We start from the raw sequence: 13,200 nt of genomic DNA, 5'->3' as shown, positions 1-13,200 counted from the left end.
ATAGCGCTGGTAAACTAAGGCAAATGTTCCAACGCGAGATACTCTCTCGATTGCATTTCAATCAACCTTGAACGGCAACGCCTGAATTGAAAACTTAACAGGCCATCAGTATAAATGTGCTCCAATTCCACTTGCGCTGAAATAATCAATTTCACATTTCGCTCATAAAATTCATCGACCATAGCTAAGAAACGCCGGGCGATATCATCACCCGTTTGCTGCGCCCCCATTTGCTCAAGCCCACTCAACAGCACAGTATGATAAAAGCAAGCCATTTCCATGTAGTCACGTTGCGAACGAGGCCCATCACACAAATCACGGAAGTCGATTAACAGCACACCTTGCGACTGTTGACGAATACGAATGGCGCGTCCATCGATTTCTATCGGCGTGGTAAATCTATCTGATTCCGGCGCGAGTTGATCAAAATAATGTAATAGATTGATATCAGCTTGTTCATCGAGTGGATAATGATAAATCTCTGCTTGCTCTAAGGTCCGTAGACGGTAATCAATCCCTGAATCAACATTTAAGACTTCACAATGCTGGTTAATCAATGCAATCGCAGGTAAAAAACGCACCCGCTGTAAGCCATTTTTGTATAATTCATCAGGAATGATGTTCGAGGTAGCGACAAGTGCGACCCCTTCTTTAAACAATGCTTGAAATAAGGTGCCCAACAACATGGCATCAGTGATATCAGACACAAAAAACTCATCGAAGCAGATAATTTGATATTGTGACGCCATCTTTTTAGCAATCGTCAGAAGAGGATCTTGTACCCCTTTGAGTTCGCCTAAGTCATGATGAATTTGATGCATAAAACGATGGAAATGAGCACGTAATTTTCTCTCCGTGGGCAAGGCATCAAAAAAGGTATCCATCAGATAGGTTTTACCCCGGCCAACCCCACCCCATAAATACAAGCCTTTTACTGGGGCAGATGCCGATTTTATCCCCACCGCAGCAAACAACTGATTCAAGCCCGAAACGGGTTTAGCGGCGACAATCAACTCGTCATATACGCGTTGCAATGACTTAACCGCTTGTTCTTGTGCGATATCATGTGAAAAGTCGTCTCGGGTAAGGTCTTGCTGATAATGTTGCCAAGGGGTTAACTGCGACACGATTACGACTCTCTTACATCAAATAATTGCTGCGGATAATAACATTAAACAATAGGTACGAGTAATGGCTTCAAAGGATCAAATTAACCTTTGTTAATAAAAAAGGAACTAACATAATAACAGCCACTCTGATTGATTAACGTAAATTTGCTTATTCTTTACCTATAATTGTGCTGACTTGCTCGCTATTGTAGAACATCATAAAACGAGCTTTAGGCAACACATCAGCAAAATGATTAACGATATTTAACTTTAACATCATGTCATCAAGCCAGATATTTTTCTCATCAAGCTTGAATGTATACAGGAGCTGTCCCTAGATGAAAACCAAATTAAGCTTACTCTCTGCTGCGTTATTAACGGCATCGTTAGTCATGACACCAACGCTGTCGCTAGCGGCCATTCCACAAGCCGTTGACGGTCAAACCCTACCTAGCTTAGCGCCAATGTTAGAACGCACAACGCCAGCAGTTGTGTCGGTAGCGGTAACGGGCACCCAAGTGTCAAAGCAACGTGTACCGGATGTGTTTCGCTATTTCTTTGGCCCCAACGCACCACAAGAACAAGTTCAAGAACGCCCTTTTAGAGGCTTAGGCTCTGGCGTTATTATCGATGCTGATAAAGGCTACATTATTACCAATAATCACGTCATTAACGGTGCAGACGACATTCAAATTGGTTTACATGATGGTCGCGAAGTAACGGCTAAGCTCATTGGTGCAGATAAAGAGTCCGATATTGCTTTACTGCAAATTGAAGCCCAAAACTTAACCGCTATTAAGCAAACTGATTCTGACGAAATCCGCGTTGGTGATTTTGCTGTTGCCATTGGTAACCCATTTGGTCTTGGGCAAACCGTTACATCAGGGATTGTCAGCGCGCTAGGTCGCAGTGGTTTAGGCATAGAAATGCTCGAAAACTTTATCCAAACAGATGCCGCTATAAATAGTGGTAACTCTGGCGGCGCATTGGTTAACCTAAAAGGCGAACTCATCGGGATAAATACCGCAATTGTCGCCCCTAATGGCGGTAATGTCGGTATTGGTTTCGCTATCCCTGCCAATATGGTGAATAACCTTGTTGATCAAATTATTGAACATGGTGAAGTCAGGCGTGGGGTATTAGGTGTATCAGGACGCGATCTTGATAATGAACTCGCCAAAGCTTTTGGTTTAGATACTCTGCATGGCGGTTTTGTTAATGAAGTCATGCCAAAAAGTGCTGCGGATAAAGCAGGGCTAAAAGCGGGTGATATTATAGTCAGCCTCAATGGTCGCAGTATTAAAACCTTCCAAGAATTACGTGCAAAAGTGGCCACTATGGGCGAGGGAGCAGAAGTAGAATTTGGTATTATTCGTGACGGCGATAAAAAAACTATTGAAGCGACATTAGGTAAAGCAGATAAAGTCGAAGCAGAAGCGGGCAATGTGCATCCTATGCTACAAGGTGCCACGTTAGAAGACAGCAAAAAAGGCATCCAGATCACAGAGGTTGCTCAAGGCTCACCGGCGGCAATGAGCGGTTTAGAGAAAGGTGATTTAATTGTGGGGCTAAACCGCAGTAAAGTGACCAGCCTTAAAGCATTAACAGAAATGTTGAAAGATAATCAAAGCTCTGCGGCACTTAAAATATTACGAGACAACCATTTGCTCTACCTTGTATTACGTTAACATATATTACGCTAACATTTATTACACGATGACTGCCTATAAACAGAGTCACACAGCAATAACAACCATTACGTTATAGTCTGTGGTGTTAGTTAAAGAATGAAGCATCGCCAAGCCTTTGGTCGGTGCTTATTTCTTTGAGCTATGTTAATATTTCAACTATTATTTTTAACAATTATTCAAGCCATGAATTTAAAAGACACTTGCATTTATATAACTAAAGCTGTGGTATTTGGTCTGATCATGGCAGCTGTTTTTTTAGCCATAACCTCGTTGATGCAAAATTCCTCGTTCAATCATAATTTATCCAATGTCAGCTCCAGTGGCTCAGAATTATCTTTTGCTAAAGCCGTTCGACGAGCCGCACCGGCAGTTGCTAATATTTACAGTCTTAGTATTGATCAAGGTAATCCACTCAATTCAAGTTCGCTTCAAGGCTTAGGCTCTGGGGTAATAATGAGTAACGAAGGTTATGTACTAACCAATTACCATGTGATAAAAAAAGCCGACGAAATTGTTATTGCACTGCAAGATGGGCGAAAATTTACTGCCGAAGTGGTGGGTTCCGATCCCGAAACAGATTTAGCTGTATTAAAAATTGAAGGCGATAATTTACCTATCGTACCGGTTAATCTTGATAAACTAGCCCAAGTCGGCGATGTGGTATTGGCGATTGGTAACCCTTACAACATTGGCCAAACCATTACCCAAGGTATTATTAGTGCCACCGGCCGCAACGGCTTAAGTTCTGGTTACTTAGACTTCTTACAAACAGATGCGGCCATTAATGCCGGTAACTCTGGCGGAGCATTAGTCGATACCGGTGGTGAGCTCATTGGTATCAACACCGCGGCATTCCAAGTGGGTGGCGATAATGGTGGTAACGGCATTAGCTTTGCGATCCCGATAAAGTTAGCCCACAGTATTATGGACAAATTAATTAAGGATGGCCGGGTTATTCGTGGCGCGTTAGGCATTTCGGGAGAACCGCTTAACGCTGTCATGGCACAAATACTTAACCTACCAGATTTGAAAGGCGTGTTGGTGACGGGTATCGATCCTGGCGGACCTGCTGCCCGAGCACGTTTAACCCCTAGGGATGTTATTACTCAGTATAATGACGAAGATGTGCCTGGTGTTGAAATGTTGATGGACCGAATTGCAGAAACCCCACCGGGCACTAAAGTCAACATGACCATTATACGTGAGGGTAAAAAGCAGACGCTGCCAGTCATTATTGCAGAAAAAGTCACTAACCCTGAGTAATACCATTAAAAATATCGACAAAAAAGCCATTCATTGAATTAATGCTATTCGGATAAGCACTATTGTTTATATCTAAGTGGATAGCGACTGGGTATGTAGAGCACTGAGCGTGGATACGTTCGGTGCTTTCTTTTATCTGGCAGGATAAAGTGTTTTATATCGGCTCGCATTTGCTTCAGTTTCGCTGGCAGCTTTCCATCTGGTGATAAAGCAAGCCACCTTAATTGTGTATCTATCAAGCTTATTGCAGCGGTAAAACTGATACGGGTTGGCGCGACCTTAGCTTCCTTTGCTATCGCTGTCATTTCTAAACGAACCAGATTATAAGCGATAAGCACTCCCCACAATTCTTGCTTAACACCTTCAACAAATTTGCTCCGTAACGTCACCTTGCTTTGCAGCTGGGTTTGCTTAAGTTCGCCATATCCTTCTTCTATTTCCCAGCGTTGCCAGTAGATATTTAGCAGCTTGTCCAGCGGATACTGAACAGGGTCAATCAATGAGGTGACAAATCCTTTTATTTCACCTTTTGGCTCTTGATAAGCGATAAAACGGGCGCGCCATGTTTCAGGGAGCTCCGGATTTTTCTTTCTCGCCTGTGGGGAGACGGGCATATCAATGAGCAAGTCATTATTCGCAAACTCTTCGACTACCTCGTAGCGCATCTTTGACTTTACGGGTGTCAGCCAATGTCGCTGTACTCCAGAGCTTTGCCAGTTTACTAATAAGTCAGCAGAGAAATAACAACGGTCAAATAGGGTTAAGGAATTATCAGGGGTATCTTGAACTAAACGCTGTGCGAGCGTGACCTCTCCTACGTGGCAGCCATCAAAGGCAGCACCTAATACCATTCTGGTTTCAGTCGATATAAGGCTGACTAATCGAAGTTGAGGATAGGGTTTGTGTGTGTTTGAAATAAAACCAAACTCATTGGCATTTTCTTCAGAATCTTGGCAACGAAACACGGTTCCATCAACGGCAAGGGTGGTAAGCCCTAGCGCGTTATTCTCCCCCAACGCTTGCTCAAGCCAAGCTGAGACAGTGGATTTAAATAAGTACGACATAGGCGCTTCACCTAAGCGTCGTCGGCAATCCGTCAATACACTCGGCGCTACGCGAGACCAAGTTGAGTCTCCAGATTGAAGTGCAATATCCATCGAGCTACAGACTTCTTTGATGGACTGGTTACGAATTAACCCCATCCAGAGTACTAGCCAGACTGCCTGCTGGGCAGGCAGACGGCGATTACGGATACTCGCCTTGTTAGCTGAAAGGAGTGATTGTTCGATCCAATCTGAATCAATCGCCTCCATTACAGAACCGTAAGACCCGCTTTCTTCAACAGACTCATGAACTAACTCAAGCTCTTGCACAAACATAAAAAATCCCCACCAGAATACTGGTAGGGATTATCTTTCATCTGCAGGATCGGTCAAGTGCTCTTAAACGATCGGCATTGATTCAATTGAATGGCTTTTTTTGTACAACACTAGCGCTAACGATTCCGCATTTTCTTAGATAAATATAAATATATAAGACAATTTATTCTTTAACTGAAATGCTAAGCCATGTGTTGCTGAAATTTTAGCTTTTTGCTAAGTCGATTAACTCAGTCTATTAACTAAGTCGATTAGTGACTCGAATTAAGTAAAACATCTATGGCCTGCCAATGCCTAAAGCAGGCAGGTCTTTTGATGCACTTTTGTCATCCTGATATCATTTTCAGCATAATTGTGGCTAACATATTACTCAATAAGGCAATAACGGATATAGCGATAAGTAAACGCCATAGGCTTTAACGCCTTCACCATGGGCTATTTATCCCTTAGGGGAATTCACCAACAAAACGATTACCTTGTTCGTCGTCAATAATTGAACTTGAAACGCTTTGACTATGCAGTGAATAACGATGCCGACGACATGCCGTTTTTGAAAACCAAACTATTAATAATTCCCTTTGGGAATAATGTCTCGTTCAACAATAATTACCTTTATAGCATCAGTGTATCCGTCTGCATTGATGTTTTACCCACACTACTTTTTACCCACCGATTGTTGATCTAATTTATCTTTAGACTGTTTGTGTTGATTAATATCTTATGAAGGATACGACTATTGTTACTGTTGAGCGCTAATTTATTCCCCTGCATCACCACGACAACCTAAATCAACTCAATCACTATTTTTAGTGCGGGGTAAGTATTTTATCTTCTTGCAGCTGAGCTTTAGTTTGTTCAACAATGTAAGTCATGATTATATTGTGTAAATTCATTCATGTTAGCGCTACTTGGTAATAACACTCGCTTAATACTGGCGGGATGGTTCAATAACGCCAAATGATGGTTTGAAACTATTTTGCCTTGGTGAATAGTGAGCAACATAAGGTCTTTGATCCATAAACCCCGGCAGTTAAACATTAATGAAAAAAGCCATCAATTAATATTGATGGCTTTTTTCATTAAGCGGTTAATTCGTTAACTCATTTAAGTTACTCAAACAGTTTCATCACAACAGTTACATGGATAATCTAAAACCAGATTATTGACGGCTTCATCATTTAACAATAAAAAAAGCCATGCGGAATACCGCATGGCTTTAAGGTAGCGCTAATGTTTACTTATGCATTTTACCATCAGGTAGTGCTGCTGCTTTATCAGCATAATCAGCATGGCACTCACCGCAAGAGTACTGCGCGGTTGCCCAAGGCATTTGGAACTTACCATCTTCAGTGAACTGCTTCGCGGCAGGGTCTAGGTCAAGAGTAAACAGGTGAGATTTGACGTCACCAAAGGCCGTTGTGCCATCTTTTCCGAAATGTTTTACTGCGCTCTTAGCCAATTTTGGCATATGACAGTCGGTACACTCTGCAACAAACTCATGTACTCCAACGGTAAACTCTTTCTTGTATTCACCCATATGGCAAGAAGAACACTCTTTAACTGCACCAGTATGCAAACCATCAGCACTGTCTGCATTTAAGGTAGACTTGTGAGAATCATGACAAGAGGTACACGCCATACCGCTCTTAGGACCAATTTCGTCACCGGCTTTATAAGTGCCATGGTCTTCAGGTACAACGCCTAACATTTCATCGCCAGTCTGGTGATGCTTTGATAATCCACCACTAGAGATGATACGACCACCGACTTTACTTCCATCAGGGAAGGCATCGTTATAATGGCTAATAAATGTTGGGTAATCTTTCTCACCATCACGAGTATGACACTCGGCGCATGTGACCGCTTTACCATAGCCCATATCATCGGCTAAGAAATCTTCGGTTATACGAGCAACGGCAATCTTAACGATATTTTCTGATGATGGTGCTTTGACATGCTCACTACCCGCGCCATGACAAGATTCACACTGAACGCCTTGCTCTGCAAAGGTACCATCCATGCCAGGAAGATCATCTTGACGTAATGGGCTGCGAGTATCGCCACCTGCTACATCAGTCGTACGTTTCCACCCCGTTGTATGACAGTTACCACAGCTATATTTAACATTGAATTGGTCTCCCTTGTAATCGCCCATAACATCCACATCACCTGGATGATTATCAGGAATATTCAATTCACCAGCAGCATTACGAATATTGTATTGCACGTCTTGACCGGTAACGATGTAGCCATCTTTGTCTAACCAGCGCATTTTCCAACCGTAACCACCAACAGTATATGAGACCTCGTCATAACTTGTTGGTGCACCTAAATCATTATTGGCTGTTGAATTGACCAACAAATCGATAGCGCCAATAATGGTTGTAGCAGGAGTATACGGAAATACCGGAGCATCATTGCCCGGGTTTTTCATGATTTTGAAGTTGTGACCAGTTTTTACAAAAGTCTCGTGCGTATCAGCGTGGCAGGCAGCACAAGATGAAGACCCGACATAGCTTAATGCTTCTGGCTCAGGAATAGCCTCTACGGTTACCGTGGCTACAGCTGATGCTTCGTCGGTGCCATCAGTAATGGTGTAATTAAACGTCACTTCACCGGCTTCTGCACCAGCGGTAAAGTCAACCTTGCCATCTTTAATCACTGCGCTACCAGAATCAACAGAAACAATTGCCAAGGTGTCGCCATCGGCATCGGTGTCATTTGCTAGCACATCAATGGTCACAACTTGTGCAGCCAGAACATTGGCAATATCAGCAGTTGCTACTGGGGGGGTATTTTCATCTGCTGGTGGTGGAGTAACGGTATCGTCATTGTCACTACCACAAGCAACAAGCATGGTAATCATACTGGCAAGAAGTAATTTTTTGTATGGAATTATTGTTTTCATCAGTTCATCCTCAAATTGGCTTTCAATCACTGCACAATGTTGTTGGGCGTGATTGATATGTCTCTTTGGACATATGCTCAGTATTTGCGGATTACCTATAAAGAGATAGATAACGATAGTTCACAGTCTCTAACAACTTGTGAACTATTGTTATCACAATAAACTTAACCAACTGATTTAAATGCATTAAAACTATAATGATAAGTTGTGGTTTTGTAATACGAATTGACCGGTACTTGTTAAAATGTAGATCTTGCTCTCATTTTGCATTACCAAACCTGCTTTTTTTAGCTGGCGTAAGTGGAAATTAAATTTGGTATGGTCTGCAACCCCCACTAATCGGCAAAGATCCATAAACTTTAGCTGCTTATGAGTACCTAACTGCTTAAGTGTTTCGCGTCGCAAGGCGTTTGCTAACGCAGAATAGACACAATCTGGATCGATATCATTGGTTGTTTTTAATAATAGTTTTTCTTGAATACTGCGTTTTATAGTGACAATTAACACCGAACTATTAAAAGGCTTAGTGATAACATTATCGGCACCCTTTTTCATCGCATCCACAGCGGTATCAACCGTGGCATAAGCCGTCACAATGACCACCGCCATATAGGGGTTAAGTTGGCGTAAATTGGAAATGGCCTCAACACCTGTCATACCAGACATCACTAAATCTAACAGAGCAATATCATAATTTTGCTGCTCACAAGCAGTAATTGCAGCTTCACCACTGTCAACACCGGTGACTTGATAGCCTTCAAGTTGAAGAATATCGACCATATTTCGCCTAAGTTCATGATCGTCTTCTGCAATTAACACGTTAACCATTCACACTCCCCCCCTGTGGCAAAACGGATAAGTACTCTAGTACCAACGCCTTTGGCACTGATAATGTTCATTTTCCCTTTATGAGCACTGACAATTTGCTTACAAATAGCCAAGCCTAATCCCGTTCCCTTACCTATAGGTTTAGTTGAGTAAAACAATTCTGTGGCTTGTTGCTGCGTTTGCTCATTCATTCCATCGCCATAGTCTCTGACTTCAAATAAAACCTGATGCTCATCTCTAGTGACGCTGATATCGATATGAGAGTTATGACCACTGGCATCCATGGCGTTATTAAGTAAGTTAATTAATAACTCTTCCAACTTCACCTTCTGACCAATGATACTTAAGGATGGATCACAATCAATATTGATAACGTAAGGGACAATTTTATGACTCATTAATTGCTTAGCGCCATAAATGACATCACAAAAATACACCTTTTGAGCGTTACCCAAATCGGTGTGAGCATAGGCCAGTAATTCTTTACTGATAACAGATGCCCTATCAATGCCTAAGCGCGCTCTATTAATATAATCCGTTAACTCATCCAACTTCACTGGAAGTTTTCGTTCGAGTAAATCCAATGCCAAAGTAGAAGAAGCCAAAGGGTTATTAATTTCATGGGCTATTCCCATCGCTAAATGCCCAATGGCTTTATATTTATCCGCTTCAATAGCTCGCTTCAGCTTAGCCTCTGTGGCCATTTCTTTCTCAATATCAAAAATATTGAGTGCCTTGTAGAGCGTGATCAACACAAAAGTGGCCGCTAAGGTTCTATACACTGGAACGGAAGAATGAAGCTCTGTCGGCACTAAACCAGCCAATACACCGTAGATAAATAACCCAACACCAGTGGCAATAAAATACTGCCCATATTCGTGACTATCCTGACGCAATTGATGACCATAAACAGCGATACCCACTCCGGCTAAGGTGGCACTACCAAAGCCGAGTAAAAAACGAGTGTAGCTGGCAGCTTGTGCAAATGTTTCCGCCAGCACTGAACTCCTTTGATATAAGAACAACATCACCAGAATATAAATCACCATAATTGCTGCGGTAATAAACTGGCCTATTCTTGCACACGTTTTAGGGCAAATTCGGAATAAAAGCCAAGCAAAAATCATCAAGCCAGCAAAAGAAAGTGACAGTTTTATCACTCTTAACCATTGCACCACAGAATGATATTTTGGCGAGATATCATCACTGAATAAGATGGCGTATAGCTCAGACCACTCATGAAAAGCATGAAAGAAACCAAAAAGCGCCAGCGCCCATAACGTCTCAGATATAGATAGCTGACTATATTTAAAATTCCGAAACACCACCACGCAACCAATCGCAAAAAACACGAGGCCGTAAAATAAATAAATGTTAAACGTGATGAAAGTCGTCATCACAACACATTAACAGTTTACCATTATGAAGAAGTGATCAGCTTTGCAATTACTTTGCGATGCGGTGAGGTTTATTTAAGAATTTTTGACACATATCAAATAAAAAACCGCACGGTTAAGTGCGGTCTTAGTGAATAAGCAAGTATTATATTAAGTTAGCTAACGCGGATAACTTCGCCGCCTAGCCCTTTGAATTTTGCTTCTATGTGCTCATAACCACGATCTAAATGGTAGATACGAGCCACTGTCGTGGTTCCTTCAGCCATTAAGCCGGCAATCACTAAGCTGGCCGAGGCACGTAAATCGGTCGCCATCACTTGGGCACCATTTAAACGCTCAATACCATGAATAATGCAGGTATTACCTTCCAGCTCTAAATTAGCCCCCATACGGCTTAATTCTGGCACATGCATAAACCGATTTTCAAAAATCGTCTCAGTCACTCTACCCGTCCCGTCTGCCAGCGCATTTAACACACAAAATTGCGCCTGCATGTCGGTCGGAAATCCAGGGTAAGGTGCCGTTTTAATGTTTACGGCTTTTGGACGTTGGCCTTTCATATCAAGCTCAATCCAATCTTCGCCTGTGGTGATCTCGGCACCGGCGTCTTCAAGCTTGGATAATACCGACTCTAATCCAATAGGGTCTGCTGACACACAACGAATTTTGCCACGCGTTACCGCCGCCGCAACCAGGAATGACCCTGTTTCGATACGATCAGGCATCACGCGATATTCACAACCGGATAAACGCTCCACCCCTTCAATCGTTAACGTGGCAGAACCAACACCGGTGATTTTCGCACCCATAGCAATTAAGCAATTTGCTAAATCAGTCACTTCAGGCTCACGAGCAGCATTTTCAATAACCGTTGTGCCATCCGCTAGCGCGGCTGCCATAAGCAAGTTTTCTGTTGCGCCGACACTGACCATATCCATAAAGATATGGGCGCCTTTTAAACGGCCATCAACTCGCGCTTTGATGTAGCCCTCTTTAACTTCAATCTTGGCCCCCATTAACTCCAAGCCGTGCAAATGCAAATTGACCGGACGGGCGCCGATAGCACAACCGCCGGGTAAAGAAACGTCTGCAGTACCATAACGGGCAAGCAGTGGGCCTAAAATAAGAATAGAAGCACGCATTGTTTTGACTAAGTCATAAGGGGCACAATAGTTATTTAAATGCGTGGTTGAAATACGAATGCGGCTATCGCCTAAGTCTTCAACCTCTGCGCCTAAACAACGTAACAGTTCGCAACTGGTGATGACGTCACGAAGTTTAGGTACATTTGAAACAATAAAATCTGTTTCTGCTAGTACGCCAGCCATTAAAATTGGCAATGCTGCGTTTTTTGCACCCGAGATCACGACTTCGCCAGCTAAAGGATTACTGGCTTTAATAGTTAATTTATCCAATGTGAATCTCAGTTGTTACATATTGAAAAGTTTTTCACGCTTCCACTGGGTAGGCGTAAAAGTTTTAATCGTTAATGCGTGCAATTCACCATTGGCAATCTGCTCCGCTAAATGGGTATAAATCGCCTGCTGTTGTTTTACGCGGCTCATGCCGTCAAAACATTCGCCCACAGCGACCACTTTGTAGTGGCTACCATCAGAGGTCACATGCGCTTCTGTTAGCGACAACGCCTCGGTTAAAAGTTGTTCAATATCTTTGCATTCCATGAAATCAATTACCTTTACTATTCAATTCTATACTTGGCTGAAAAAAGCGTCTAAATCATAAAGCTCAATCATTTTCTTGAGCTGAACACTTGGATTAACCAATTGACGTGACACACTTGTTTCCTGACTGCTTGAAACATGCAGTTTGATTAACGCTAATAACAATGCAACACCTGCACTGTCGACGTATTCCACTGCTGATAAGTCTACCACTTGGGTTGATGCAGTAAACAATTCATGGCGTTTAGGCCACAATTGTTTCACCTCATCTTGAGTTAACCGACCGCTAACAATGCAACGGTCGTCTTGTTGATTAAAGGTAATCACGCAGCTGCAGCTTCTTTTGCAGGTTGACGATCAATTCTCTGCTGGGTTTTATCATTCAACATGGTAATAACCGCTTCAATACCTTGCTGACGGATTAAATTCGAAATTTCAGATTGCTTAGAGGCCAATAAGCTCACGCCTTCCGCCACTAAATCAAATGCTTTCCAAGTGTTGTCTTTTAAACGACGCGCTTTAAATTGAATTTTAATCGGTGGACGACCTTGCTCAAGGATCTGGACGTTCACTTCAACTATTTTCTCATCGCTAAAATCTCTCGGCGGATCAAAAGCGACTTTTTGATCAGTATATTCTGTTAATGCTTGCGCATAGGTCGCGACTAGATACCCTTCAAAAGCTTCAACAAAACGATTACGTTGATCTACCGTTGTATCACTTAAATACTGCCCCATCACTTTGTAAGCGGCATATTTATAATCGACATAAGGCATAAGCTCTTCTCGAACAATCACTTTCAAGTGACTTAAATCATTATTAATTAACGTGTTGTCTGATTTAAATCGATCAAAAGTCATATTAGATACTTGTTTGATCATCTCATAAGGGTCATTGGTATTAACCTCATCATTGGCAGCCATAGCACCTTGACTTATCACAA

11 protein-coding genes are annotated in these 13,200 nt (G+C 42.3%); 2 read left to right on the top strand and 9 right to left on the bottom strand.

Annotated features, from left to right (window positions below):
* Positions 1 to 14 precede the first annotated feature (14 nt).
* Entirely contained in the window at positions 15 to 1,127 is a 1,113-nt protein-coding gene (gene zapE / locus EGC80_RS08045) for a cell division protein ZapE (RefSeq protein WP_124012470.1), read from the bottom strand.
* A gap of 320 nt (positions 1,128 to 1,447) precedes the next feature.
* Here zapE and degQ point away from each other — a divergent pair, with 320 nt between their 5' ends.
* Together degQ and degS are read left to right on the top strand one after the other, a co-directional pair.
* Positions 1,448 to 2,797: a Do family serine endopeptidase DegQ gene (gene degQ, locus EGC80_RS08040; RefSeq protein ID WP_101034060.1), complete on the top strand. Its 1,350-nt coding sequence runs from the start codon at positions 1,448 to 1,450 to the stop codon at positions 2,795 to 2,797.
* A gap of 186 nt (positions 2,798 to 2,983) precedes the next feature.
* Positions 2,984 to 4,063 carry an outer membrane-stress sensor serine endopeptidase DegS gene (degS, locus tag EGC80_RS08035; RefSeq protein ID WP_124012471.1) on the top strand — a complete coding sequence of 360 codons (1,080 nt, stop codon included), beginning with the start codon at positions 2,984 to 2,986 and terminating at the stop codon, positions 4,061 to 4,063.
* Between the two features lie 59 nt (positions 4,064 to 4,122).
* Here the strand turns inward: degS and EGC80_RS08030 are convergent, their stop codons facing one another.
* The 8 genes from EGC80_RS08030 to EGC80_RS07995 form a co-directional block, all read right to left on the bottom strand.
* Positions 4,123 to 5,442: an IS4 family transposase gene (locus EGC80_RS08030; protein WP_124012472.1), complete on the bottom strand. Its 1,320-nt coding sequence runs from the start codon at positions 5,440 to 5,442 to the stop codon at positions 4,123 to 4,125.
* A gap of 1,234 nt (positions 5,443 to 6,676) precedes the next feature.
* Entirely contained in the window at positions 6,677 to 8,350 is a 1,674-nt protein-coding gene (locus EGC80_RS08025) for an Ig-like domain-containing protein (RefSeq protein WP_124012473.1), read from the bottom strand.
* Between the two features lie 192 nt (positions 8,351 to 8,542).
* Positions 8,543 to 9,178 (bottom strand): response regulator, encoded by a 636-nt coding sequence (locus tag EGC80_RS08020; protein ID WP_124012474.1) that lies wholly within the window; start codon positions 9,176 to 9,178, stop codon positions 8,543 to 8,545.
* A complete protein-coding gene (locus tag EGC80_RS08015; protein WP_124012475.1) occupies positions 9,163 to 10,575 on the bottom strand; it encodes a sensor histidine kinase in 1,413 nt (470 codons plus the stop codon). The genes EGC80_RS08020 and EGC80_RS08015 overlap by 16 nt, the downstream gene beginning before the upstream one ends.
* 155 nt (positions 10,576 to 10,730) lie before the next feature.
* A complete protein-coding gene (gene murA / locus EGC80_RS08010) occupies positions 10,731 to 11,990 on the bottom strand; it encodes a UDP-N-acetylglucosamine 1-carboxyvinyltransferase (protein WP_124012476.1) in 1,260 nt (419 codons plus the stop codon).
* A gap of 15 nt (positions 11,991 to 12,005) precedes the next feature.
* A complete protein-coding gene (locus EGC80_RS08005; RefSeq protein ID WP_101034054.1) occupies positions 12,006 to 12,257 on the bottom strand; it encodes a BolA family protein in 252 nt (83 codons plus the stop codon).
* Between the two features lie 27 nt (positions 12,258 to 12,284).
* Complete coding sequence (locus EGC80_RS08000; RefSeq protein WP_101034053.1) at positions 12,285 to 12,584, bottom strand: STAS domain-containing protein; 300 nt, start codon at positions 12,582 to 12,584, stop codon at positions 12,285 to 12,287.
* Complete coding sequence (locus EGC80_RS07995) at positions 12,581 to 13,180, bottom strand: MlaC/ttg2D family ABC transporter substrate-binding protein (protein ID WP_372491505.1); 600 nt, start codon at positions 13,178 to 13,180, stop codon at positions 12,581 to 12,583. The genes EGC80_RS08000 and EGC80_RS07995 overlap by 4 nt, the downstream gene beginning before the upstream one ends.
* Positions 13,181 to 13,200: the final 20 nt, after the last annotated feature.

This window comes from Shewanella psychromarinicola, assembly GCF_003855155.1.
Classification (GTDB): Bacteria; Pseudomonadota; Gammaproteobacteria; order Enterobacterales; family Shewanellaceae; genus Shewanella; species Shewanella psychromarinicola.
Note: the sequence above shows the minus strand (reverse complement) of the source record. Positions and strands in the feature narration are given on the sequence as shown.

Excerpts from the sequence above, each read along its gene's own strand:
- degQ (WP_101034060.1), top strand. The coding sequence starts at position 1,448 with ATGAAAACCAAATTAAGCTTACTCTCTGCTGCGTTATTAACGGCATCG.
- degS (WP_124012471.1), top strand. The coding sequence starts at position 2,984 with ATGAATTTAAAAGACACTTGCATTTATATAACTAAAGCTGTGGTATTT.
- EGC80_RS08030 (WP_124012472.1), bottom strand. The coding sequence starts at position 5,442 with ATGTTTGTGCAAGAGCTTGAGTTAGTTCATGAGTCTGTTGAAGAAAGC.
- EGC80_RS08025 (WP_124012473.1), bottom strand. The coding sequence starts at position 8,350 with ATGAAAACAATAATTCCATACAAAAAATTACTTCTTGCCAGTATGATT.
- EGC80_RS08020 (WP_124012474.1), bottom strand. The coding sequence starts at position 9,178 with ATGGTTAACGTGTTAATTGCAGAAGACGATCATGAACTTAGGCGAAAT.
- EGC80_RS08015 (WP_124012475.1), bottom strand. The coding sequence starts at position 10,575 with ATGACGACTTTCATCACGTTTAACATTTATTTATTTTACGGCCTCGTG.
- EGC80_RS08005 (WP_101034054.1), bottom strand. The coding sequence starts at position 12,257 with ATGGAATGCAAAGATATTGAACAACTTTTAACCGAGGCGTTGTCGCTA.
- EGC80_RS07995 (WP_372491505.1), bottom strand. The coding sequence starts at position 13,180 with ATGGCTGCCAATGATGAGGTTAATACCAATGACCCTTATGAGATGATC.